The sequence below is a fragment of the Mycobacterium sp. SA01 genome (assembly GCF_041287105.1).
GTDB lineage: Bacteria > Actinomycetota > Actinomycetes > Mycobacteriales > Mycobacteriaceae > Mycobacterium.
In genome coordinates this window covers 76286-97613 of record NZ_JBGGNO010000017.1, presented here as the reverse complement: position 1 = coordinate 97613, position 21328 = coordinate 76286, and the positions used below count along the sequence as shown (strand labels likewise).

General features: G+C 68.5%; 22 protein-coding genes and 2 pseudogenes. 16 read left to right on the top strand and 8 right to left on the bottom strand.

The window, feature by feature from the left end; translation table 11 throughout:
• Position 1: 1 nt before the first annotated feature.
• Positions 2 to 637, top strand: a pseudogene (locus AB4879_RS10550) (phosphoribosyltransferase); the annotation flags it as partial.
• A 53-nt stretch (positions 638 to 690) separates the two neighbouring features.
• Here AB4879_RS10550 and AB4879_RS10545 read toward each other — a convergent pair.
• On the bottom strand, positions 691 to 2166 hold the full coding sequence (locus AB4879_RS10545) for a carboxyl transferase domain-containing protein (RefSeq protein ID WP_370507550.1): 1476 nt from the start codon (positions 2164 to 2166) through the stop codon (positions 691 to 693).
• A 33-nt stretch (positions 2167 to 2199) separates the two neighbouring features.
• Here AB4879_RS10545 and AB4879_RS10540 point away from each other — a divergent pair, with 33 nt between their 5' ends.
• From AB4879_RS10540 to AB4879_RS10515, 6 genes are read left to right on the top strand one after another with little or no spacing between them, the layout of a single operon-like run.
• Positions 2200 to 2931: an enoyl-CoA hydratase gene (locus AB4879_RS10540; RefSeq protein ID WP_102808743.1), complete on the top strand. Its 732-nt coding sequence runs from the start codon at positions 2200 to 2202 to the stop codon at positions 2929 to 2931.
• A 1-nt stretch (position 2932) separates the two neighbouring features.
• Positions 2933 to 4039 (top strand): MBL fold metallo-hydrolase, encoded by a 1107-nt coding sequence (locus tag AB4879_RS10535; protein ID WP_370507549.1) that lies wholly within the window; start codon positions 2933 to 2935, stop codon positions 4037 to 4039.
• A gap of 18 nt (positions 4040 to 4057) precedes the next feature.
• The gene (locus tag AB4879_RS10530) at positions 4058 to 5644 is read left to right on the top strand and encodes a serine hydrolase (RefSeq protein ID WP_370507548.1); all 1587 of its coding nucleotides are present in this window, start codon (positions 4058 to 4060) and stop codon (positions 5642 to 5644) included.
• Complete coding sequence (locus AB4879_RS10525; RefSeq protein WP_370507547.1) at positions 5641 to 8043, top strand: HAD-IC family P-type ATPase; 2403 nt, start codon at positions 5641 to 5643, stop codon at positions 8041 to 8043. The genes AB4879_RS10530 and AB4879_RS10525 overlap by 4 nt, the downstream gene beginning before the upstream one ends.
• Positions 8044 to 8046: 3 nt before the next feature.
• Positions 8047 to 8253 carry an antitoxin gene (locus AB4879_RS10520; RefSeq protein ID WP_370507546.1) on the top strand — a complete coding sequence of 69 codons (207 nt, stop codon included), beginning with the start codon at positions 8047 to 8049 and terminating at the stop codon, positions 8251 to 8253.
• A gap of 3 nt (positions 8254 to 8256) precedes the next feature.
• Positions 8257 to 8703, top strand: coding sequence for an SRPBCC family protein (locus AB4879_RS10515; protein WP_102808738.1), 447 nt, complete (start codon positions 8257 to 8259; stop codon positions 8701 to 8703).
• A 20-nt stretch (positions 8704 to 8723) separates the two neighbouring features.
• Here the strand turns inward: AB4879_RS10515 and AB4879_RS10510 are convergent, their stop codons facing one another.
• Complete coding sequence (locus AB4879_RS10510) at positions 8724 to 9104, bottom strand: hypothetical protein (RefSeq protein WP_142391409.1); 381 nt, start codon at positions 9102 to 9104, stop codon at positions 8724 to 8726.
• Positions 9105 to 9247: 143 nt separating this feature from the next.
• Between AB4879_RS10510 and AB4879_RS10505 the strand changes: the two genes are divergently transcribed.
• Complete coding sequence (locus AB4879_RS10505; protein WP_232077486.1) at positions 9248 to 9472, top strand: three-helix bundle dimerization domain-containing protein; 225 nt, start codon at positions 9248 to 9250, stop codon at positions 9470 to 9472.
• A 1-nt stretch (position 9473) separates the two neighbouring features.
• Here the strand turns inward: AB4879_RS10505 and AB4879_RS10500 are convergent, their stop codons facing one another.
• Complete coding sequence (locus tag AB4879_RS10500) at positions 9474 to 10133, bottom strand: response regulator (RefSeq protein ID WP_370507545.1); 660 nt, start codon at positions 10131 to 10133, stop codon at positions 9474 to 9476.
• 90 nt (positions 10134 to 10223) lie between these two features.
• On the opposite strand from AB4879_RS10500, the gene AB4879_RS10495 reads away from it, so the two are divergent.
• The gene (locus AB4879_RS10495; RefSeq protein ID WP_370507544.1) at positions 10224 to 11111 is read left to right on the top strand and encodes an amidohydrolase family protein; all 888 of its coding nucleotides are present in this window, start codon (positions 10224 to 10226) and stop codon (positions 11109 to 11111) included.
• Here AB4879_RS10495 and AB4879_RS10490 read toward each other — a convergent pair.
• Positions 11108 to 11992, bottom strand: a complete 885-nt coding sequence (locus AB4879_RS10490) for a hypothetical protein (protein WP_370507543.1) — start codon at positions 11990 to 11992, stop codon at positions 11108 to 11110. The genes AB4879_RS10495 and AB4879_RS10490 overlap by 4 nt on opposite strands.
• A gap of 17 nt (positions 11993 to 12009) precedes the next feature.
• The gene (locus AB4879_RS10485) at positions 12010 to 13728 is read right to left on the bottom strand and encodes an NAD-binding protein (protein ID WP_370507542.1); all 1719 of its coding nucleotides are present in this window, start codon (positions 13726 to 13728) and stop codon (positions 12010 to 12012) included.
• A 50-nt stretch (positions 13729 to 13778) separates the two neighbouring features.
• Between AB4879_RS10485 and AB4879_RS10480 the strand changes: the two genes are divergently transcribed.
• Positions 13779 to 14519 carry a 3-keto-5-aminohexanoate cleavage protein gene (locus AB4879_RS10480; RefSeq protein ID WP_370507880.1) on the top strand — a complete coding sequence of 247 codons (741 nt, stop codon included), beginning with the start codon at positions 13779 to 13781 and terminating at the stop codon, positions 14517 to 14519.
• Here the strand turns inward: AB4879_RS10480 and AB4879_RS10475 are convergent.
• Positions 14509 to 14955, bottom strand: a complete 447-nt coding sequence (locus AB4879_RS10475; protein WP_370507541.1) for a cupin domain-containing protein — start codon at positions 14953 to 14955, stop codon at positions 14509 to 14511. The two genes, AB4879_RS10480 and AB4879_RS10475, sit on opposite strands and share 11 nt — an antisense overlap.
• 258 nt (positions 14956 to 15213) lie before the next feature.
• Here AB4879_RS10475 and AB4879_RS10470 point away from each other — a divergent pair.
• The 5 genes and pseudogenes from AB4879_RS10470 to AB4879_RS10450 form a co-directional block, all read left to right on the top strand.
• Positions 15214 to 15567 (top strand): annotated as a pseudogene (locus tag AB4879_RS10470) (ATP-binding cassette domain-containing protein); the annotation flags it as partial.
• Positions 15559 to 16686, top strand: a complete 1128-nt coding sequence (locus tag AB4879_RS10465; protein ID WP_370507879.1) for an AAA family ATPase — start codon at positions 15559 to 15561, stop codon at positions 16684 to 16686. The pseudogene AB4879_RS10470 and the gene AB4879_RS10465, both read left to right, overlap by 9 nt.
• Before the next feature lie 9 nt (positions 16687 to 16695).
• Positions 16696 to 17118, top strand: coding sequence for a hypothetical protein (locus AB4879_RS10460; RefSeq protein WP_370507540.1), 423 nt, complete (start codon positions 16696 to 16698; stop codon positions 17116 to 17118).
• The gene (locus AB4879_RS10455) at positions 17115 to 17708 is read left to right on the top strand and encodes a GNAT family N-acetyltransferase (protein ID WP_370507539.1); all 594 of its coding nucleotides are present in this window, start codon (positions 17115 to 17117) and stop codon (positions 17706 to 17708) included. Before AB4879_RS10460 ends, AB4879_RS10455 begins: the two co-directional genes overlap by 4 nt.
• Positions 17709 to 17802: 94 nt before the next feature.
• The gene (locus AB4879_RS10450; protein ID WP_370507538.1) at positions 17803 to 19086 is read left to right on the top strand and encodes an EAL domain-containing protein; all 1284 of its coding nucleotides are present in this window, start codon (positions 17803 to 17805) and stop codon (positions 19084 to 19086) included.
• 89 nt (positions 19087 to 19175) lie between these two features.
• Here AB4879_RS10450 and AB4879_RS10445 read toward each other — a convergent pair whose 3' ends face one another.
• Positions 19176 to 19625, bottom strand: coding sequence for an Hsp20/alpha crystallin family protein (locus tag AB4879_RS10445; RefSeq protein ID WP_370507878.1), 450 nt, complete (start codon positions 19623 to 19625; stop codon positions 19176 to 19178).
• Between the two features lie 155 nt (positions 19626 to 19780).
• Here AB4879_RS10445 and AB4879_RS10440 point away from each other — a divergent pair, with 155 nt between their 5' ends.
• Entirely contained in the window at positions 19781 to 20395 is a 615-nt protein-coding gene (locus AB4879_RS10440) for an LpqN/LpqT family lipoprotein (RefSeq protein WP_370507537.1), read from the top strand.
• On the opposite strand, the gene AB4879_RS10435 is transcribed toward AB4879_RS10440, so the two are convergent.
• Positions 20388 to 21275 (bottom strand): winged helix-turn-helix transcriptional regulator, encoded by an 888-nt coding sequence (locus AB4879_RS10435; RefSeq protein WP_370507877.1) that lies wholly within the window; start codon positions 21273 to 21275, stop codon positions 20388 to 20390. The two genes, AB4879_RS10440 and AB4879_RS10435, sit on opposite strands and share 8 nt — an antisense overlap.
• Between the last annotated feature and the right edge of the window lie 53 nt (positions 21276 to 21328).

Sequence of the window (21328 nt, the reverse complement as noted above, 5' to 3'; positions counted from 1 at the left end):
TATGCAGCGCTACGCCGATCGGGCAGAAGCGGGCCGTCGGCTCGCCACATGTCTGACGGCGTACCGCGGGCGCGACGTCCTGGTGTTGGGGCTGCCCCGCGGCGGCGTGCCGGTGGCCTTCGAGGTCGCCAAGGCCCTGGCCGCCCCGCTCGACGTGCTGGTCGTGCGCAAGCTCGGTGTGCCCGGCCAGCCCGAGTTGGCCTTCGGTGCGATCGGTGAGGACGGCGTGCGGGTGATCAACGAGTCGGTGCTGCGGCACGTGGTGATCAGCGACGCCGAGATCGGCGAGGTGGAGGCCGAGCAGCGCACCGAGCTGGCCCGCCGCGTCGCGCGCTACCGGGGCGGCCGGACTCCGCAGCCGCTGGCCGGGCGGGTGGTGCTGATCGTCGACGACGGCTTCGCCACCGGCTCCACCGCGCGGGCGGCGTGCCTGGTGGCTCGCGCGCGAGGCGCGGCGAAGGTGGTGTTGGCCGCCCCGATCGGCGCGCCGGACACCGTCGCCGAGCTGCGTTCCTACGCCGACGACGTGGTATGTCCCTGCGCACCAAGGTATTTCAGCGCTGTCGGGCAGGGCTACGACGACTTCCGGCAGACCTCCGACGAGCAGGTGACCGCGTTGTTGGACTGCGCCGAACGTTGACATCGCACCGAGAGCGATGATTCGGCGAGAAGTTCGCTCTCCGTGCGATGTCAGCACGACTCGAGGCCGATTCGCCGGTACCGCGCAAGCCGGGCGGCGTACCGCTGCTCTGCGGGGGTCTCGCGCAGATCATGGATCTCGCGTGCGATCGCCACGGACAGTCGGCGCGCGAACTCCACCGGCTCGTCGGCGGCGTCCGGATGCTCGGGCACGATCGCGTCGACGATGCCGTTGCGCAGCAGGTCCAGCGACCGGACACCCTGTGCCGCAGCCAGTTCCGGGGCATGGTCGGTGTCGCGGAAGACGATGGCGCTGGCACCTTCCGGCGGCAGCGGGGCCAGCCAGCCGTGCTGGGCGGCCAGCACCCGGTCCGCGGGCACCATCGCCAGCGCGGGGCCGCCGCTGCCCTGGCCGAGCAGCACCGACACCGTCGGGGTGTCCAGCATGACCAGATCCGACAGGCAGCGGGCGATCTCACCGGCCAGCCCGTCCTGTTCGGCCTCCGCCGACAGCGCGGGCCCGGCGGTGTCGATCACCAGCACCAGCGGCAGCCGCAGCCCAGCGGCCAGCGCCATGCCGCGGCGGGCTTCCCGCAGCGCTGCCGGGCCGACCACACCGCCCACCACGCGTTGCTGGCCGACGACGACGGCAGGCTGATCACCGAACCGGGCCAGTGCCAGTGCCGTGGTGGCCGCATCGCCGTGCGTGCCGGACAGCAGCACCCGGTCCGTCGCGCCTTCGCGCAGCAGCCAGCTCACCCCCGGCCGGTCCGGTCGCCGTGATGCGACGACGGACTCCCACGCCGGGACATCCGGGATCGGCTCGTCGGGCAGCGCCGCCGGCGAGGAGCCAGGGGCGTCGGTGATGACCTTCAGGGCACGGTTCAACGTCGGGCGCAGCGCTTCGATGCCGACGACCGCGTCAATGACGCCGTGCCGCAACAGGTTCTCCGCGGTCTGCACGCCGGCGGGGAACGGTTCGCCGTAGAGCTGCTCGTACACCCGGGGCCCGAGAAATCCGATCAGCGCACCGGGCTGCGCGGCGGTGATGTGGCCCAATGAACCCCAGGATGCGAACACCCCGCCGGTCGTCGGGTGCCGCAGATACACCAGGTACGGCAGATGGGCGCGCTTGTGCGCAGTGACGGCCGCGGCGATCTTCACCATCTGGAGGAACGCGACGGTGCCCTCCTGCATGCGGGTGCCACCCGAACTCGGTGACGCCAGCAGCGGCAGCTTCTCGGCGGTCGCGCGTTCGATCGCCGCTGTGACGCGTTCGGCGGCGGCCACCCCGATGGATCCGGCCAGGAAGTCGAACTCGCAGGCCACCACCGCAACCCGACGGCCGTAGATCGTGCCTTCGCCGGTCAGCACCGCCTCGTCGAAGCCGCTCTTGGTGCGCGCTTGCTCCAGCTCAGCGGCGTACGCGTCGTCGGCTCCGACATCCAGCGGCGCACTGTCCCAGCTCCGGAAGGAACCAGGGTCCAGCGCGGCGTCGCGTAGTTCGGCAGCCCCGATCCGGGTCACGTGACGACATTATCGGGCCAGTACCCTCGAACCATGATCGGTATCAACCGCGTGGGGGATGTGACCACCATCGAGCTGCAGCGTCCGGAACGACGCAACGCGCTCAACTCCGAACTCGTCGACACGCTGCGGGAAACGGTGGAGAAGGCCGCTGCCGAGGACGTCCGCGTGATCGTGCTGACCGGCCAGGGCACCGTATTTTGTGCGGGCGCAGATCTGTCCGGAGACGTGTTCGCCGCCGATTTCCCCGACAAGGCCATCGCGCTGAACAAGGCGATCGACGCCGCGCCGATGCCGGTGATCGCCGCGATCAACGGGCCCGCGATCGGCGCGGGCGTGCAACTGGCCATGATCTGTGACCTGCGCGTGGTGGCCCCCGGTGCCTACTTCCAGTTCCCGATCGCGAAGTACGGTCTGGCGCTGGATAACTGGAGCGTACGGCGACTGTCCTCGCTGGCCGGTTACGGGCGGGCCCGCGGCATGCTGCTGGGCGCGGAAAAGCTGGACGCCGACACCGCGTTGATGACCGGAATGGCCAACCGGCTCGGCGACCTGGCCGACGCGCAGGCCTGGGCACAGGAGATCGCCGGGCTGGCGCCACTGTCGCTGCAGGCGTCCAAGCGGGTGCTCAACGACGACGGTGCATACGAGGAACAGTGGCCCACCCACAAGGAACTGTTCGACAAGGCGTGGGGCAGTCAGGACGTCATCGAGGCCCAGGTGGCGCGCATCGAGAAGCGCGCCGCCGAGTTCAAGGGGGCCTGACTTGTTGAGGGCCGCTCTTCGGCTGGCCGCCGGCACCGCATCGCTGGCCGGCGGCGGGTGGCTGCTGCGTGCCCTCAACGACGCCCCCGCCTCGCTGGGGGCCGGGCCCGCCGACATCCGGCCGGTCGCCGACGCCTCGCCCAACTACCGCGAGGGAGTGTTCCACAACCTGGAGCCCGCCTCCGCGCTGCGGCTGGACTCCGAGGAAAGCCGCCTCGTGCTGTTCGACATGTTGTCCAGCCGCTCGGCCAGCCGCCCCGACGGCACCGTGCCGCTGGTCACCCCGGCGGCCACCGAGTCCGAACCGCTGGCGGTCAGCTGGCTGGGCCATTCGACGGCGCTGCTGGAGATCGACGGCTACCGGGTGCTCACCGACCCGGTGTGGAGTGAGCGCTGCTCGCCCTCGCGCACCGTCGGGCCCCAGCGGCTGCACCCGGTGCCCGCCCCGCTGGAGGCGCTACCCGCGCTGGATGCGGTCGTGATCAGCCACGACCACTACGACCATCTCGACATGGACACCGTGCTCGGGCTGGTCCGCACCCAGCGGGCGCCGTTCGTCGTGCCGCTCGGCGTCGGCGCTCACCTGCGCCAGTGGCGTGTCCCGCCGGAGCGCATCATCGAACTCGACTGGAACGCCGACGTCCGCGTCGGGGACCTCACCCTGGTGTGCACGCCCGCGCGGCACTTCTCCGGCCGGTTCCTGTCCCGCAACACCACGCTGTGGGCGTCGTGGGCGATCATCGGCCCGCAGCACCGCGCCTACTTCGGCGGCGACACCGGGTACACCCGCAGCTTTGCCGACATCGGCGCCCAGCACGGCCCCTTCGACCTCACGTTGATGCCGATCGGGGCGTACAACAAGTCCTGGCCGGACATCCACATGAACCCGGAGGAGGCGGTGCGCGCCCACCGCGATGTCACCGACGCCGGGCTGCTGGTCCCGATCCACTGGTGCACGTTCCGGCTGGCTCCCCATCCGTGGGCCGAGCCGGTCGAGCGCATGCTGGCGGCCGCCGACGATGCCGGCGTACAGGCGGCGGTGCCGAGACCCGGTGGCCGGGTCGTCGCGGGCGCGGCGGAAGCAATAGACAAGTGGTGGCAACTGTGAGCCACTACGGTGCAACCCATGACCGCTCTGGCAGCACGCGCCGCGATCGTCGCCCTGGTCGCCGCGCTCACCGCGTGTAGCGGCCCGGCATCCAAGCCCGAGGCGCGCCCGTCGCTGTCCGACCAGCCACCGCCGCTGGTGCCCGCCATGGCGCTGCCGGACAACGCCGTTGACAACGCCGTCGCCAAACTCGACGGGATCGCCGCCGACCTGATGAAGTCCGCGGGCATCCCCGGGATGGCGGTTGCGGTGGTGCACGGCGGTAAAACCGTGTACGCCAAGGGCTTTGGCGTCAAGGACGGCACCCGGACCGCCGACGACCCCGCCAACAAGGTCGATCCGGACACGGTGTTCCAGCTCGCGTCGGTGTCCAAACCGATCGGTGCCACCGTGGTCGCCCATCAGGTCAGCCAGAACGCCATCGGCTGGAACACCCCGGTGATCGACAAGCTGCCGTGGTTCGCGCTGTCGGACCCGGCCGCCACCCGGATGGTCACCGTGGGCGACCTGTATTCGCACCGCTCCGGATTGCCCGACCACGCCGGGGATCAGCTGGAGGACCTCGGCTACGACCGGCGCTACATCCTGGAACGCCTGCGCCAGCTTCCACTGGCGCCGTTCCGAATCTCCTACGCATACACAAACTTCGGGTTGACCGCAGCCGCCGAGGCGGTGGCGGTGGCGGCCGGCAAGTCCTGGGAGGACCTCAGCGACGAGGTGCTCTACCGGCCGCTGGGCATGGCGTCGACCAGCTCCCGGTTCGCCGACTACGAGGCCAGGGCGGACAAGGCGGTCGGGCATATCCGGATCGACGGGGCCTACAAGCCGCTCTACAAGCGCGACGCCGACCCCGAAGCGCCCGCCGGTGGGGTGAGTTCCTCGGTGAACGACCTCACCCACTGGCTGACGATGATGCTGGCCGACGGAAAGTACAACGGCCGGCAGATCGTCGACCCCGCCGCGCTGCTGCCCGCGGTGTCCCCGCAGATCGTGTCGAACCCGCCGACGGAGCCGGCGATGCGCTCCGGCTTCTACGGGTACGGGTTCAACGTCGGTACCACGTCCGCGGCCCGGGTGCAGCTGAGCCATTCCGGGGCGTTCGACCTCGGCGCCGCAACCAACTTCGTGATCATCCCGTCGGCCGACGTCGCGATCGTCGCGCTGACCAACGCCACCCCGACGGGCATCCCGGAGACGCTGACCGCCGAATTCGCCGACCTTGTCCAGTTCGGCGAGGTGCGACAGGACTGGCGCGCGCTGTACGCGCATGCGTTCGCCGACATGGACAAGCCGTTCGGCACGCTGGCAGGCAAGACACCGCCGGCCAACCCGGCCCCGGCCCAGCCCGCCGCCAGGTATGCCGGCACCTATCGCAATGACTACTGGGGTGCGGCCGTGGTCGCCGAAAAGGACGGCAAGCTCACGCTGTCGCTGGGGCCGCGGCCGGACACCCTCGAACTCAGCCACTGGGACGGCGACGTCTTCACGTTCACGTTCCCCTCCGAGAACTTCCCGCCCGGAAGCATTTCCACGGCGACCTTCGACGGCGACAAGCTGACCCTCGAGTACTACGACGAGGACAAGATGGGAACCTTTACCCGATGACCGCCGCCGTCGCGGCAGGCCTGTCCGCAGACGACGTCGCTGCCCGGATCGCCGCCGGCCAGACCAACGACGTCCCCACCCGCGCCTCGCGCAGTGTCGCGGAGGTGGTGCGGGCCAACGTGTTCACCCGCATCAACGCCATCCTCGGGGTGCTGCTGCTGATCGTGCTGTCCACCGGGTCGCTGATCAACGGGATGTTCGGGCTGCTGATCATCGCCAACAGCGGCATCGGCATCATCCAGGAACTGCGCGCCAAGAAAACGCTGGACAACCTCGCCATCGTCGGACAGGCCAGACCCACCGTGCGCCGCCAGACGGGCACAAAACCGTTGCCGCCCAACGAGGTGGTGCTCGACGACATCATCGAACTCGGCCCGGGAGACCAGATCGTCGTCGACGGCGAACTGCTCGAGGCCGCCAACCTCGAGGTCGACGAGTCGCTGCTCACCGGCGAGGCGGACCCGATCGCCAAACACACCGGCGACACCGTCATGTCGGGCAGCTTCGTGGTCGCCGGCACCGGCGCCTACCGCGCCACCAAGGTCGGCCGGGAAGCCTACGCCGCCAAGCTCGCCGAGGAGGCCAGCAAGTTCACCCTGGTCAAATCCGAACTGCGCAGCGGCATCAACAAGATCCTTCAGTTCATCACCTACCTGCTGTGGCCCACCGGGCTGCTGGTCATCTACACCCAGCTGTTCACGACGGACGTGGGCTGGCGGGAGTCGGTGCTGCGGATGGTCGGTGCCCTGGTGCCGATGGTTCCCGAAGGCCTGGTGCTGATGACGTCGATCGCGTTCGCGGTCGGGGTTATCCGGTTGGGGCGCAGGCAATGTCTGGTGCAGGAACTGCCCGCCATCGAAGGGCTGGCCCGCGTCGACGTGGTCTGCGCGGACAAGACCGGCACCCTGACCGAGAACGGCATGCGGCTGGCCGAGGTCACCGCGCTGAGCCAGGACGACCAGCGGGTGGCCGACGTGCTGGCCGCACTGGCCGCCGACGACCCCAAGCCCAACGCCAGTATGCAGGCGATCGCCGAGGCCTATCCGCACGCGCCGGGCTGGACCGCAACGGCCGCAGCCCCGTTCAAGTCCGCCACGAAGTGGAGCGGGGTGTCCTACGCCGAGCAGGGGAACTGGCTGATCGGTGCCCCTGACGTCCTGCTGGACCCTGACTCGCCGGCCGCCGCGCAGGCCGAGGAGATCGGCGCGCGCGGCATGCGGGTACTACTGCTCGGCGCCAGCAACCTGCCCGTGGACAGTCCGGATGCGCCCGGGCAGCTCACCCCGGTGGCGCTGGTGGTGCTCGAGCAGCGGGTCCGCCCAGACGCCCGGGATACGCTGGAATACTTTGCCTCGCAGCATGTCTCGGTCAAGGTGATCTCGGGCGACAACGCGGTGTCGGTGGCGGCGGTGGCCGGGGCGCTGGGCCTGCACGGCGAGACGATGGACGCCCGCCGGCTGCCGACGGACACCGACGCCCTGGCCGAAACGATGGCCACCTACACCACGTTCGGCCGGGTGCGCCCCGACCAGAAACGGGCCATGGTGCACGCCCTGCAGTCGCGCGACCACACCGTCGCGATGACCGGCGACGGCGTCAACGACGTGCTGGCGCTCAAGGATGCCGACATCGGGGTGGCGATGGGATCGGGCTCCCCGGCGTCGCGCGCGGTGGCGCAGATCGTGCTGCTGGACAACAAATTCGCCACCCTGCCCTACGTGGTCGGCGAGGGTCGGCGCGTCATCGGGAACATCGAGCGGGTCTCCAACCTGTTCCTCACCAAGACCGTCTACTCGGTCCTGCTCGCCCTGCTGGTGGGATTGGCCGGGTTGTCCCACAAGCTGTTCGGCACGCCCTCGCTGCTCTACCCGTTCCAGCCGATCCACGTGACGATCGCGGCGTGGTTCACCATCGGCATCCCGGCCTTCATCCTGTCCCTGGCGCCCAACAACGAACGGGCCCACACCGGGTTCGTCCGGCGCGTGATGACCTCGGCACTGCCGTCCGGGGTGGTGATCGGCGTCATGACCTACGCGTCCTACCTGATCGCCAATCACAAGACCGACGCGACGGTGACCGAGCAGACCCAGGCCTCGACCGCCGCGCTGATCACCCTGCTGATGGGGGCGGTCTGGGTGCTCGCGGTGGTCGCCCGGCCCTACCAGTGGTGGCGGGTGGCACTGGTGGCCGCCTCCGGACTGGCCTATGTGGTGATCTTCGCCATACCGGCGGCGCGTAAGGCGTTCATGCTCGACCCGTCCAATCTGGAGATCACCTCGACAGGTCTGGCTATGGGTTTGCTCGCCGCCGGTCTGGTCGAGGTGGCCTGGTGGGTGCAGGGCCGGGTGCTGGGCGAACGGCGGATGTTGTGGCGGACCGAGCCCGCGGTGCAAGATTGACCGATGGGATTCCTCGACAAAGCCCTCGGCAAGACCAAGGAAGTCTTGGGTGAGAATGCCGACAAGGTGGGCCAGGCCATCGACAAGGCCGGCGACATCATCGACCAGAAGACGCAGGGCAAGTACTCCGGCACCGTCGACAAGGTGCAGGATGCCGCCAAGAACTACGTCGACTCCAACCGCACCGACAAGGGCGACGAACCAAGCTGACCTATGGCGAAACTCTCTGTATCCGTAGACGTTCCATTACCGCCCGAGCAGGCGTGGCAGCACGCTTCCGACCTCTCGCGCTACAAGGACTGGCTGACCATCCACCGGGTGTGGCGCTCGAAGCTGCCCGAGACGCTCGAAAAGGGCACCGTCGTGGAATCCATCGTCGAGGTCAAGGGCATGCCCAACCGGGTGAAGTGGGAGATCGTCCACTTCAAGGCGCCGGAGGCCATGACGCTCAACGGCGCCGGTGTGGGCGGGGTCAAGGTCAAGCTGATCGGCAAGGTGCGGGCGAACGACAAGGACGCCAGCACCTCGGTGGTGACCATGGACGTGCACCTGGGCGGCGCGGCACTGTTCGGCCCGATCGGCATGGTCGTGGCCGGCGCGCTGAAGGGCGACATCAAGGAGTCGCTGAACCGCTTTGTGGCCGTCTTTGCTCCGTCGTAGCCTTCGCGTCCGTCCGAGCGCTAGTTCCTGATGACCCGGTGCGGGGTCGGGTAGGGATGCACGCGTGGCGCGCTCTGGCGGGCGGCGCCCAGGCCGGGGATGCGCCGGGCCTGCTCGCCGCGAGCGGTCTCCGTGACCAGGAACCGGCACTCCAGCCCGGTGATCAGATCCTGCACCGAGCGACGCTCGCGTTCGGCAGCGCGGATCATGCCGCGAATACGCCGCGCCTGCGTCTGCTCACCGCGCCGCTGGTAACGCTCGAGCGCCAAGCCGTAGGTGGCGAGGTCAGCGTCGAGTTGCTCGCACTGGGCCAACAGCATCTCCCGGAGATGTTCGGCCTGAAGGCGATTCGCGGACTCGGGCGTCTGGTCGCCCGCGTCCACATTGCTCGGTGAGGTCACGGCCGAACTGTATCCGACCGGATGACGGCGCGCGCACCGGGTGGAACGACACAACTGTCACCGCTCGCTGTTCATCAACCCGCTATCAACCCGCCATCCGCCGTGGTGCCGATAGTTGCGCAAACCGCGTATTTCGTCCGATGATGTCCGGCGTGGAACGTGCTGAAGAGCAGCGCCAGATCGATCAGGTGGTCAGCCGCCTGACCGAATCGTTCCCGTATGTGCCGGACCACATCATCACCGAGACGGTGGACAGTACCTACCGCCGGTTCGACGACGCCAGGATCCGGGAATTCGTGCCGCTGTTCGTCGAACGCTCCTGCCGCGCGACGTTCGTCCTGCAACCCGCCGTCGAGATCTCCGTCTGACCTAGGGCGCGATCACCGGGCCGGGCTCGTGGCGGCCCAGATTCTCGGCGGCGAACAGCGCCGCCTGGGTGCGCCCGGCGAAGCCGAGCTTGAGCAGCAGCCGCGACACATAGTTCTTCACGGTCTTCTCGGCCAGGAACATCCGCTGGCCGATCTCCCGGTTGGTCAGGCCCTCGCCCAACAGCTGCAGCAGGGTGCGTTCGGTGGACGACAAATCCCGCAACCGCTCGTCCTGCTCGGTGTCCCGGCGCAGGCGTGACATCAGGGCGGCCGCGGCGCGGTTGTCCAACAACGACTTTCCACTTCCGACGGTCTTGATCGCCTCGGCCAGGGCCATCCCGCGGATGTCCTTGACCACGTAGCCGCTGGCGCCGGCCAGGATCGCGTCGAGCATGGACTGCTCGTCGGTGAACGCCGTCAGGATGAGGCAGCGCAGGTCGTCGTTGGCGGCCAGCAGATCCCGGCACAGATCGATCCCGCTGCCGTCGGGCAGCCGGACGTCGAGCACCGCGACATCGGGCGCGGCGGCCGGGATACGGGCCAGTGCCTCAGCCACGGTCGCAGCCTCGCCGACCACCGTCAGTTCGGCATCGGCGCCGAGAAGGTCCGCCAAACCGCGGCGCACGACTTCGTGGTCGTCGACCAGGAACACCTTGAGCACACAGCAGTGAAGCCCGGGAGGGTTACCGGCCGGTAGGGACTTTGGTCCTGAAATCCACGGAGGAGCGCCGAGCTCTCCTAGACTGCGTCGGTGACGGTCAGGTACGAACCCGCGATCGACCTCTCGGCAGTGGACGCCATCGACTTCCACACCCATGTCGAGGTCGACTCGAGCGGCCACTGCGCCTACGACGACGAGCTGGCCGAGGCCACCGGCCGGTACTTCAAGCTCGGTGCCGACTACTTCACCCGCGTCGACGACCTCGCCGCGCACTACCGCCAGCACAACACCGCCGCGGTGGTGTTCACCATCGACGCCCACACGGTGTCGGGGCGCCGGCCCAACTCGGTCGAGGAGCTGATCGAGGGGACGGTGCGCAATAACGACGTCCTGATCCCGTTCGGGTCCGTCGACCCATGGGATTCCGACGCGGTGCGGCGGGTGGCCGAGCTGACCGGCGACTATGGGGTCAAGGGCTTCAAGTTCCACCCCAGCCTGCAGGGCTTCGAACCCAACGATCGCCGGTGCTATCCGATCTACGAGGCGATCGCCGCTGCGGGCGTGCCCGCACTGTTTCACACCGGCCAGACCGGACTGGGGTCGGCGCTGCCCGGCGGGCACGGAATCAAGCTGCGCTACTCCGATCCGATGCTGCTCGACGACGTCGCCGCCGACTTCCCCGAGCTCACCGTCGTGATGGCCCACCCGGCGGTGCCGTGGGTCGACTCGCAGATCGCGATCGCGTCGCACAAAGCCAACGTGTACATCGACCTGTCCGGGTGGTCGCCCAAATACTTCCCGCCGCAACTCGTTTCGGCCCTGAAGCGGCAGCTCGGCACCAAGGCCCTGTTCGGCACCGATCACCCCTACATCGCGCTGGACCGCTGGCGGCAGGACTTCGAGGCGCTCGGCATCGACCCCGCGGTGGCGCGCAAGATCCTCAAGGAGAACGCCCTACGCGTGCTGCGACTGGCCTAGGCGATCTGGGAATCGACCACCATCTTCGAAGGTGCGTTGCGTTCCCACAGCACCGCACCCACGCAGGCCGTCAGCACCCAGCCGGTGCCCACCGCGCCGCACCAGATCAGCAGGGCCATCGCCACGCCGATCGGGCCGAACCCATCCCAGTCGTGCAGCAGCGAGGGGAATACCAGGCGGGAGCCCAGCGGGATCACGACGCCGTCGATGACCACGCCGGCCAGGCCGGCCAGGGCCAGCGGACGCAAGCCCCGGCCGCCGTCGCGCACCAGCAGGGCCGGGGTGAGCGACCAGAACAGCCACACCGGCAACAGTCCCACGACGAACAACAGTGCGCGGGGGAGACCGTGGTGGTGATGGCCGAACATGATCCGCTCCCGCACCGCGATGGTGACGAGATACAACGCGAACCATGCTGTGCCGCGCAGTAACCGGGTCATCACGCTGTACTGCTCGCGGCGCCAGGCCTTGCCGAAGATCGTCGCGACCGAGGCCGCCATCGGGATGCCCCAGACGAGGAAGCTCGCGACCCCGATCAACGTCCAATCCGCCCGCAGCCCCGCCGAATTGCCGAACGCTTCCCGCAACCGGTCGGACAGCGGATGTTCGAGGCCGAACTGGCGGGTGAAGATGGTGCCGGGACTGGCGTTGTCGGCGAACCCGTGTAGGTAGCTGAAGCCGATGATCATCAACGGAATGACCGTGGTGAACAGCTGGGTGGACACCACGGCTCCCTGGGTGCCGCCGTCGATGTCGTTGTACCGCGCAACCAGCGCCGTGATCGGGCTCAGGCGGCGGGACTCCGCGAGGCGCCGGTAGCGCTCCTCGAGGCGGCGACGGATGTCGTCGCGCCTCGTCACCTGCTCACCCGACTGCGTCATGAGCAGAGGGTAGGTGATCAACCTGTCTGTATCGGCCCGTTGATCGTCCCCGGGTGCGACGCCTGTTGCCCCTTGCGCAGGGTGGCGATCAACTCGCGGTAGGGGCCGACGAGGTAGGCGGTGTCGCCGGCGATCAGCTGGGTGTCGCGGCGCGGATGCAGCCGCAGCGGGGTCTCCGCCCGCGCGATGGCGATGACCCGGGTCTGGGTCGACAGCTCGAACATCCGGATGCCGTCCAGTTCGCTGCCGGGCTGAACCTGCACCGCACCCACCATGAACGACCGCTGCCCGACCGAGAACGTCCCCAGCACATCGAGGCCCATCGCTTCACCGATGAACCACGGCGTGGCCAGGTCGACGGTCGAACGGACGTACTCGAACTGGAACCGCGTGCCGACCGCCGATCCGAGCGCCCGGTCGTAGATCCGCAGCACGATCGGAACGTCAGGGCGCTGGATCTCGGGAAGTGCTCGCGGACCGAGCATCTCGCGCACCACGATGCCCGTCTCGATGTTGACCACGTCGTCCTGGGTGAGCACCGCGACCGCGCGGGCGTCGTCGATACGGGCGGCCTCCAGCGTCTGGCGCAAGGTGGCGTCACCGAAGATCACCGGCACACCCAGTTCGGCCGCGGCAGACAGGTAGCGGTTGTCCTCGTCGCGTTCGATCACGGCCACGTCGTGCCCGGCCGCTTTGAGCACCGCCGCCACCCCGATCCCGAACGACCCGAGGCCCACCACCACGATGTGGCGCTGCAGGTGACGCACCTTCTGCTTACTGGCGGCCTGCGAAATACGATGCGAGAGAAGCACATCGGCCACGAACGCGACCACGATGGCGGTGGTGGCGACGCCGGCGAACATCATCACGACGCCCCACAAGCGCAGCCAGTCGGGTTGATCGAGGAAGTTGAAGTCGCCGTACCCGACGGTCGCGATGGTCTCCGCGGAGAAGTACAGCGCGTCGATCCAATCCATCCCTGGCTGCTTATAGGCGAAGCGCAACATGATCGTCGAGCCGACCAGCAAGGTGGCGGACACCGCGAGCGCGCGGTAGAACATCGGGTTCAAGTCGTCGGCGAACGCCCGGACCGCGTCGGAGATCCGGACGAACAGCGGCCGCGCCCGCGGCGACGCCGGTATCGGCTTGGCGACTTCGATACCCCGGTCGGCGAGTTCGTCGACGGTGCCGATCATCGCCGTCCAGTCACCCGCGCGAACCTGTATGTCGCGGCCCGGACACGCGATGACCTCGCCGGGATTGTCCGATCCTTCGCCGCGGATCACCGCGACCGGGGCGAGGTCGCCGAAGATCTCCCGCAGGCTGCCGTCCTGGCGCGCGGTGGCCCCGGTGACGACGAAGTCCACCCCGGCCACCGAGATGGTGTGGGTGGTCCGCTTCAACAGCGCTTCGACCACTGACGGCGCTGCCAGGTCGGCGACGTCGAGGATGGCGCCGGGCCCGTTCCCGTCGGCCATGGCCTCACGCAGTACCGCATTCGACAGCCGAGCCACGATGCGCGCCCTCGGGTTGGCCTGCCGTGCGAGCAGCGCGATCTCCAGATTGAGCGCATCGTCGTCGTCAGCGCAGATCACCGCATCGGCGGTGGCGATCCCGGCGCCCTCGAGATCCTCAGGTGCCTGCGAGATCGCGACACCGACCCCGGCATTGTTCAGCTCGTCGATGATCCGCAACCCGAGCGCGTCGTCACCGCAGACGATGGTGTGGCCCCGCATAGGGGAACGCTACTTCGGAAAGTCTCGCCATGGCGGGTGAGAATGACGTCATGGCCTCCGTACCCCCTGCCCCCTACGTCAAAGCCTGCATCAACGGCGCTCGCACCCCCGACCAGCACGCCGGACTCCCGGTGTCGCCGCAGCAACTGGCCGCCGCCGCCGTTGCCGCGCACACTGCCGGAGCCATGGCGGTGCATCTGCACCCCAAGACCGCCGACGGGGTCGACTCGCTCGAACCGGAGACGGTGGGCGCGGCGGTCAGCGCTGTCCGGCACGCGGTGCCGGGGCTGCCGCTGGGAGTGACGACAGGATTCTGGGCGCTGCCCGATCCGCAGCGCCGGTTGCGCGCCGTCGAGTCCTGGACCGTGCTGCCGGACTTCGCCTCCGTCAACTGGCATGAGCCCGGCGCCCAGGATCTGGCGGAGCTGCTGCTGAGCCGGGGCATCGGGGTGGAGGCGGGCATCTTTCATGCCGACGCCGCCGAATCCTGGGCGAGTTCGCCCCTGGCCCCGCACTGCCTTCGGGTGATGGTGGAACTCCCGGCCGACGGGGACACCGCGACCGCCGACGACCTGCTGGCGAGGATCCGGCGGGCCGAGTCGCCGGCGCCGGCGTTGTTGCACGGCCTGGACGACAGCTGCTGGCCGCTGCTGGCCCACGCGGGACTGCGCGGCGTGCAGACCCGCATCGGGCTGGAAGACACCGTGACGCTGCCGGACGGGTCACCGGCCCCGGGCAACGCCGAACTCGTCGCCGCCGCGTTCGACGTGCTGCGGAGCGTCAGTCGGTAGGTGGGGCCAATGCGAAGTCGGCGAAGTCGAAGCCCGGCACCACCACACAGCTGACCAACGTCGGCTCGTCGTCGCGCGGACGGGCGCGCTGCCAGTGGCCGGGCGGCACCAGTACCTGCGGCTGTTCACCGGCGACGATATCGGGGCCCAGCAGAACCGTTGTGGCGCTGTCCTTTTCCGGACCGATATCGAGCAGCAGCGGGCTGCCGCGGTGATAGAACCACAATTCGGCGCTGCGCACCGTGTGCCAGGCGGACTGCTGGCCGGGCAGCAGCACGAAGTAGATCGCGGTACCGGCGTTACGCGGTCCGTTGTAGTCCGGCGGCAGGGCGGATTCGCCGATAATCAGGTCACTGCGCCAGGTCTCGCGGAAGAAGCCACCTTCGGGATGGGGTCCCAGCTCGAGCTCGCGAACCCAGTCGGGGAGATCCGTCATGGGCACAGCGTAGGGATAAATCGGTTGCCGGCGTCGGTGTTGGGCCATTACCGTGGCGCCCGTTGACGTCTTCTGAAGTCTTTCGTCCAGTGAGGAGGGTCCCCGTCGTGGATCACAGCGCAGCTCACCTGCTCGCCGACCACCACTGGGAGACCCATGCCTACCGACTTCGCCATCACACTGATCGACCTCGACTTCGCCTGGCCGGACGGAACCGTCGCGCTTGACGGCCTGAGCGCCACTCTGCCCGCCGGCCGCACCGGCCTGGTCGGCGCCAACGGCAGCGGCAAGTCGACGCTGCTGCGGCTGATCGCCGGTGACCTCACTCCGACGGCGGGCCGGATCCGCACCGGCGGTGACGTCGCCTACCTGCCGCAGACGCTGACGCTCGACGTCGCCGTGTCGATCGCCGACGTACTCGGTGTCGGAGCGCAACTGGCCGCGCTGCGGGCGATCGAATCCGGCTCGGCGACCGAACGCGACTTCGAGGTGATCGGCGAGGACTGGGACGTCGCGGACCGGGCCGCCGAGTTGCTGGGCGTCATCGGCATGGGGCCTGACGATCTGGACCGGACCGTCGGGCAGCTCTCCGGCGGGGAGGCGATGTTGTTGGCGGTCACCGCACTTCGGCTGCAGGCCGCGGCGATCACGCTGCTCGACGAACCGACGAACAACCTCGACCGTGACGCCAGGGCCAGGTTGTTCGACCTGATCGCGGACTGGCCGGGAACGCTGGTGATCGTCAGTCATGATGTCGCGCTGCTGAACCGGATGGACCACACCGCCGAGTTGCACAACCACCGGCTCACCTCCTTCGGCGGTCCCTACCGCGAATTCCGCGCCCAGCTGGACACCGAGCAGGCCGCGGCGGCGCAGGCGGTATCCGCCGCCGAGCAGAGCGTGCGCGCGCAGAAGCGTCAGCGCGCCGCCGCCGAGACCAAGCTTGCACGTCGAAATCGCAAGGCGCATAAGGATTATGCCAACAAGCGCGCACCGAAGATCGTGATGAACAATTGGGCCTCGTCCGCCGAGGTGGCGGCGGGCAAATTACGCACCGGGCTCGACGCCTCGGCGGCCGAGGCCGCCGACGCGCTGCAGGCGGCCGAAGCGAGGCTGCGCAGCGACGAGCACATTCGCGTCGACCTGCCCGATCCCGATGTGCCGGCCAGCCGCCGGATCGCCGAATTACCGGGTGTACGTGGTCCATTGGTGGTGATGGGTCCGGAGCGTATCGCCGTCGTCGGCCGCAACGGCATCGGCAAGACCCGGCTGCTGGAGGGTCTGATCGCCGGCACCGCGGGTCGCGTGCTGACCGACCGGATCGGCTACCTGCCGCAGCGCATCGACGGCCTGGACGAGCAGGCCAGCGTCCTGGACAACGTGCGTGCCGGGGCGCCAGACGCCGACACCGCCCTGGTGCGCACTCGGCTGGCCCGGTTCCTGCTGCGTGGTGACTCGGTGTACCGGCCGGTGGCGGCCCTGTCCGGCGGAGAACGCTTCCGGGTGGCGCTGGCGCGGTTGCTGCTGGCCGATCCGCCGCCGCAGCTGATCGTGCTCGACGAGCCGACGAACAATCTCGACCTGGCCAGCGTGGACCAGCTGGTCGACGCGCTGCGCGCCTACCGCGGCGCGGTGATCGTGGTCAGCCACGACGACGAGTTCTTGTCCCGGCTGGATCTGGACCGGACGTTGTCGATGCGGCACCCCGGCGTGTTGGATGCGGCGGGTTAGGGTCGGACCATGGCACACCTGCGCGCGGGCTGGTTCGTCGCGCTCTGCGCGGCGGTCCTGGCCGTCAGCGCCTGGCTGCCGTGGTTGACGACCTCGGTCGCGGGCGGTGGCCGGGCCAGCGCCATCGGCGGCACCGTCGGCAGCATCGTGCTGCCGCCACGATTCGGCGCCGGTCAGTTGATCGTGCTGCTGGCCTCGGCGCTGATCGTCACCGGTGCGATGGTGGCGCGCAACCTGTCCCCGCGCCTGGCCGCCGCGGCGGCGTTGGTGATCTCGATGCTGCTCGGCGTGCTGACCTACTGGTACTACCACCTCAACGTCAGCGGATCGGTGTCGGCGGCGTACGGCTTCTACATCGGGGCGGTGTGCGCGGCGGGCGCAGTGATCTGCTCGGTGTGGGCGTTGATCACCGCATTGGTGCGCCGCAGATGAGCCGATTCGTCGAACCGGTCACTTTGACCGGCGCGCAATGGGTTTCCCTCGAGCCGCTGCACGAATCCCACGTTCCCGAGATCGCCGCCGCCGCGGCCGACGTCGGCGAGTTGTGGTTCACCAGCGCGCCGACGCCGGAGACCGCCGCGGCGTGGGTGAGCCGGATGCGGGCGATGCAGGACGCCGACGAAGGCGTGACCTATGTGATCCGCAGACGCACCGACGGGGTGGTCGTCGGCTCGTCGAGTCTGTTCCACGTCGACGCCGCCAACCGCAGGCTCGAGATCGGCCACACCTGGCACTCGGCGGCGGCGCGGCGGACCGGGGTCAACACCGAGGCGAAACTGGTGCTGCTCACCCATGCGTTCGACGAACTCGGTTGCGTTGCGGTGGAATTCCGCACCCACTTTTTCAATCAGGTCAGCAGGGCGGCGATCGAGCGCCTCGGCGCCAAGCTCGACGGCGTGCTGCGCAGCCATCAACTGCTGCCCGACGGATCCCGCCGGGACACCGTGGTCTACTCCATCCTGGACATCGAATGGCCTGCGGTGCGCAACAACCTGACGTTCCGGCTCAGCCGCCATTCTTGACGGATATCACCCGTCCACCCAGTACTGTCGTGCATGGACTGAGAAATACGCCTCACGGCGCCATGGCCTCCAGCGGCGCGGAGATGGGGGTGCTGTGGAGCGACTGGTTCGGGCACTGACCGCCTCGATGGACCCGGCGCAGTTGGTCGGTCGTGTCGCCGAACAGGTGAGCGCGTTCATGCATGCCGCCGACGGCGCCGCCGTCACGCTGCTCCGCGGCTCTGATGACGCGTACGTGACCGTGTCCGCGCACGGCGTGCTCGCGGCGACGACGGGTTTCGTGGTGCCCAGGGACACCAGTTTTCAGGGCCTTGCGGCACGGGAAAACCATCCGATGTTGATCCACGATGCGCTGATCGACGATCGGCTGTCGGCACGCGTCCGCGCGACCAACAAGCAGTGGGGCACCCGGTCATGGGCGGTGATTCCGCTGAAGTACAACGGCGACCCGATCGGTTCACTGCTGCTGGCGGCCACCACCGTCGGTGCATTCACTGACTCCGACGTCGACGCGCTACTGGCGATCAGCGAGTTCGTTTCGGCCCTCGTCGGCGCCCAGCTGCAACTGTCGGAGCTGTTGACTCAGGTGATGACCGACGGCGACGAGCGGGGGCAACGCGCGCTCACGGCGCGGTTCGTCGCCTCGGTGATGGTTCCCGAAGCGGTGGAGACCGCGAGTCTGCAAGAACGGCTCGACGCAGTTCTGGCTCAGCCGGATGCGCTCCGGGCGGTCTTCCAGCCCATCGTCCGTCTGGAAGACGGCACCACCGCCGCCTACGAGGGGCTGATGAGGTTTCCCGAGTCATCGGATCTGACGCCGATGCACTGGTTCGGCGCTGCCCGGCGACTCGGCCGCGGCGTCGACCTGGAATATGCCGCGCTGTGCACGATCTTGAAGGCGGCGCATCCGATCCCCGATGACTGTCCGGTAGCCGTCAACCTGAGTCCGAGCGCGGCGCTGGAGCCGGCGATTCACGACACGCTCGCGGCCCAGGACCGGGCGTTGATCGTCGAGATCACCGAGCACGAGCCATTTCCCGCTGATCTCGAGTCCGGTTTGAAACCGTTGCGGGACCGCGGCGTATCGATCGCGGTCGACGATGCCGGCGCCGGATACGCCAACTTCACCCAGTTGTTGCGGCTACGTCCCGACATCATCAAGATCGACGGAGAGTTGATCGCCGGCATCGACGACGATCCGGTCAAGCGGGCAATGGCGACGGCACTGAAATCCCTTGCCTCCGAATTACGGGCGAAGACAGTGGCCGAGGCGATCGAGACGCCGAGCCAGCTCGAGACGCTGATCGGCCTCGGCATCGAATACGGCCAGGGGTTCTATCTCGGCCGACCCTCAGATGTCCTCGATCTCGCCGGCTGAACCATGATGTGCCGCCAGAATACGACGTGTCCGTGCTCAGCCGCCGAAGCTGGCGGCTGAGCACGGAACGTCACGGAATCGGTTGGGCCTCAGCCCGCTTCGATGGTCGTCGGCTCGATCGGCTTGTTTTCGCCGGAGCGAGTGACCTCGATGCGGCGTGGCTTGGCGCGCTCGGCCAGCGGGATCGTCACCGTCAGAACACCGTTCTCGTAGGTGGCCGAGATCTTGGCGGTGTCGATACCTTCGCCGAGTGCCAACTGGCGACGGTAGGTGCCGAAGAACCGCTCGCTGGTCAGCCACTGCACCGAGTCCTCGGAGCGGGCCGAGCGGTGCGCCGTCAGCGTGAGCGTGCCGTTGTCGACGTTGACGTCGATCGAACCGGGATCCACACCGGGAAGGTCGGCGGTCAGGACGTAATGGTCCTCGACCTTGTAGAGGTCCATCGGCATGAATCGGGGGCTGCGATCGGTTCCGGTTTGGCTGGGCAGCAGTCCCCGGGTCATGGCTTCAAGTTCATTGAACGGATCGAAGCGGAGCACAGTACTCACCTCCTGCATCGCTGAACGCAAGCCCACCACCCTGGCGGGCAGCTTTACTGTGCACGGCCAGATTAGCACTCGATGGTGGCGAGTGCTAATACTTTCCGACCGGATTTTCCCCCGCCACCGGTAGGCTGGGCCGGGCTTTCGAAGGGATGACTTTGCGCAAGGCGACGGGAATTGTGTCGGCCGTACTGGCGGCCGCACTGGCGGTGACGATCACGGGCTGTTCCGACGACAACAAGCCGGTCGCGGCCAAATGCGCCGAGGTGTCGGCGCCGCTCGTCGACGTCCCCACCCGAACCGACCAGGAGCCGAGGCTACGGCTGCCGCAGCCACAGGGCTGGGAACGCACCGACAAATTGGACTCCGAATCCATCCGGTTCGCCATCCGCAACCCGGCGCTGGCCGAGGACGGATTCACGCCGAACGCGGTCGTCACCCTGCAGAAGGTGGCCGCCAAGGAGGGCAACGCCCAGCAGATCCTCGACATTCAGAACAAGCAGCTGGTGGCGCGGTTGAAGGTGACGGACCTCAAGACCAGTTCGGCGACGATCTGCGGGTCGACGGCCCAGTCCACGACGTACACCGCCCCGGCGATGGGCAAGATCCCGGCCCGCACCGCGACCTCGCTGGCGGTGGTCTTCAACGACGGTGACGTGAACTACGTCAGCACATTGACCGTGCAGACGATTAAGCCCGACAACCCCACGTACGCAGCCGATTCGGCGATGATCCTCAAGGGATTCCAGATAATCCCGGCTAAATAGCGACGGTGCCGACCTCGGCCCCGGTGAGCCGTTCGGTGCACCGGTCGCAGGCCAGTTCACCGGTGAACTCGGCCCCGCAGTCGTGGTGGGTCATCACCACGGCCGGACCCTCTGGCGCCTGGAACCACCATTGCGCCCACTGCAGTGCGGCGGTCAACACCGGGAAGAACGCCCGACCCTTGTCGGTCAGCAGGTAGGCGGCCCGCTCCGGTCCGGACCGGTCCGCAGGCGACGTGGTGAACACGCCAAGGGCGCAGAACGTCTGGAGCCGTTCGGCCAGCAGGCTGGGCGGGGCCCCGAGCTGGGTCTGGAAATCGGTGAAGCGGGAGGTGCCGAGAAATGCCGCCACCAAAAGCGCTGCGGCCCAACGATTGCCGAAGACGCTCATGGTCTCGGGGAACAGCCCGGCCTGGCGCGCGCTGCCGTCCGATTCCGAGCGGCGCCGCGTCGAGGCGGCCGGCGCGGACCGGGCCCAGTCGCCACTCGGTCCGAGGGCCAACTCCACCTCGGATCCGGTGACGACGGCGTGACAGGTGTTGCAGCGCAACAACGGTGCGAAATCCGACCCGCACGGCGCGTGGCGCATCGCGGGCAAGGTCTCCCGATGTTCGGTGACCCAGTTGCGTTCCCACTCCCAGATCGCCAGCATCGTCGGCCACAGTGAGCGACCGCGGCCGGTGATCAGGTACTCGGTGCGCGCCCGGGTCGAGGCATGCACCTTGCGGGTCAGCAGGCAGTCGCCGACCAGTGTGCGGAGCCGGTTGGTCAGCACCGAGTTCGAGATCGGCAGCCGCGACATGAACTGGCTGTAGCGGCTGGCGCCGAGCAGCGCCTGCTGGATGATCAACAGGTTCCACTCGTCGCCGAGCAGCCCCAGCATCCGCCCGATGGCGTTGGGACTGTCAGGCGCCAAGACGGTGGGCGTCTCGGCGG